Origin of the sequence: uncultured Maritalea sp. (assembly GCF_937139385.1) — a bacterium.
Lineage (GTDB): Bacteria > Pseudomonadota > Alphaproteobacteria > Rhizobiales > Devosiaceae > Maritalea > Maritalea porphyrae_A.
On record NZ_CAKZPW010000177.1, the window covers coordinates 1 to 2,313 of the forward strand.

Annotated in this window: 3 protein-coding genes; all 3 read right to left on the minus strand. The window is 51.4% G+C overall.

Translation table 11 applies throughout. The features are described from left to right. On the minus strand, positions 1–451 hold a 451-nt coding region (locus tag Q0231_RS07755; protein WP_299346898.1), incomplete at its 3' end, for an SMC-Scp complex subunit ScpB. A gap of 28 nt (positions 452–479) precedes the next feature. Beyond that, positions 480–1,241: a ScpA family protein gene (locus Q0231_RS07760; RefSeq protein WP_299346896.1), complete on the minus strand. Its 762-nt coding sequence runs from the start codon at positions 1,239–1,241 to the stop codon at positions 480–482. 136 nt (positions 1,242–1,377) lie between these two features. After that, positions 1,378–2,313: SPOR domain-containing protein (locus Q0231_RS07765; RefSeq protein WP_299346897.1), on the minus strand; the 936-nt coding region annotated here is incomplete at its 5' end.

Here is a 2,313-nt window from a genome sequence, read left to right on the forward strand (position 1 = left end):
TTACGGGCCTGCCCGGCGATCGGCGACGCCCACGCATGCGAACCAATCCCGCCTCCATCAAAACATCGAGTGTGCCTGTGGAGGTTGCTACACCCCGAACGTCTTCAATTTCGGACCGCGTGACGGGCTGGTGGTATGCGATAATTGCCATAATCTCTAAAGCTGCGCGCGAGAGCGGTTTTCGCTCTGTTTCCTCGCGCCGAAGCAGAAAGCCCAAATCTTGTGCGGTTCTAAACGCGTAAGCATCGCCCCGTTTTACCAAATTGACGCCAGCGTGTTTGTATTTTTCAGTGAGTTGCTCTGCTAGATGTTCCAAATCCGCACCATCTGACAAAAAGGGAATTGCCTCCTTTAAATGCAATGGTTCTTTGGCGGCGAACAACAATGCTTCGAGCACGCGCAAATTGCGGCGAACAATCTCGCTGTTTTCAGGTTCATTGTTTTGAGCCAGGTTGTTTTCTTGATCCAAAGCGTGTTCCCTAAAGGCCTCTCTTGCGTCTTAATAGAAGTGGCCCAAATGCTTGGGTTTGACGTAGTTCTAATGTGCCCTGACGAACCATTTCCAAAGAAGCGGTAAAGCTTGATGCAAGCGCTGTGGTTCGCTCTTCAGGTAAATCTATATATTTTGACAGGCATGCGTGCAAAGGTATCCAGTCAGCCCCCTCACCGATCAATCTTCGCAAAATGTCTTCTGCATCTTGCAGTGACCAAACTGTCCTTTGTGTCGGTGCATATTCAGCAGGTATCTGGCGCTCGCGTTGCGTGGCATAAGCACGCAGCAAATCAAAGTAAGTAGCCTCCCAAACATTCTTTCTATCTGTCACAACAGCTTCAGGGTCGCCTCGGCTAAAAATCTCCCGGCCAAGTTGGGGTCTTCCCATGAGTTTGGCGGCACAATCGCGCATCGCCTCTAGCCGTTTCAACCTAAACTGCAACAATGCAGCCATTTCTTCGCCGGTAGGTTCGTCGGTGTCATCTTCATGCGGCACCATCAATCGGCTTTTGAGATAGGTGAGCCAAGCCGCCATCACCAAATAATCGGCGGCAACTTCAATCCGACGCTCCCGAATCGTGTCGATAAAGCTCAAGTATTGCTCGGCAAGCGCCAACACGGATATATTCGCAAGATCGACTTTTTGTTTGCGCGCAAGGTCGAGCAGAAGGTCCAACGGGCCCTCATACCCTTTCACATCCACATACATGATGCCCTCGCCTCTCATCTTTGGGAGAACATCTTGCATGAAGTCTGCTTGATCTGCGTTTTGGACCATGTGACCTGCCTACACCATCAATTGGTTATAAGTGTGACGTGGTCTATGTGACTTGGTCAAGCAGGATTGGCAGCAAATGCCGCCAATTCACTGGAAATGAAGGTGTTTAGTTGTTTCTGACGAAACAATCGCCGCCACTGGACTTCAGGCTGGAACAAAGTGCGTTCGCGTCAGCCAAACTATTGGACGGTACACGGACCCGGAAATAAATTCCTTTTTCGCCCAAATCCACCTGGTTGATGTCAATTGTCTGGCTTCCCAAAATTGACGGGAATTTACGCTGCAGCGACGAGGCTGTGCTTTGCGCCGTTTCGACACTACGCTGCGAGGCTAGCTGCACATAGAATGGTGCGGAAACCCCGGCGCTTGTTGCATTACTAGTCGCCGGTGCTGGCGCGCTGACATTTGCAGTTGGCAGCAACGAAATTGGTTGTGCGGAAGTGTCAGCCTGAACGGGGGTCGTGTTGATCGCAACGGTTGGTGCAACACCGAACCCAAGGCCAGAAGGTCGAGCTGGCGGTTGCGGCGCAGTTGGATCGTCTGGCAATGCATCAATTGGAGCGGTTGCTGTTTCCACTGCCACAGGTTCTGCAGTAGGCGCCACCTCAGTCTGACTAGCCACTTCGGTGCCTTCTTTGATAGCATTTAGAACGTTTGCAATTTCATCCGTCGCAGCAGTTGTTGTTTCAACAGCCACTGTTGGCGCATTTGGCCGAACGTCTTGCGGTAATTGCTCGGCGCCTGCTGAAGATTCGGTACCGCTTACAATCGTTCCATCAGCCAAAACGGTTACTGTTTTGACCTTGCGATTTGTCAATCCGCCGCTGGAGCTATTTGGTGTCACAACACGCGCAACGTCAGCTCCTGATGCGCCTGCGGTTTCATCACGCGAAACAATTTGTTCCTGCGCCGTTGGTTCAGCGTTCCCATCTAATGCTGTGAATACACTGGATCCACCAGTTTCGCTCGGCGTTACAGCTGGTGTTTCTTTCACTTGTGTGTTTTGAGCGGAAACAACTGGAATGTCCTGTCCTGCAGGGTT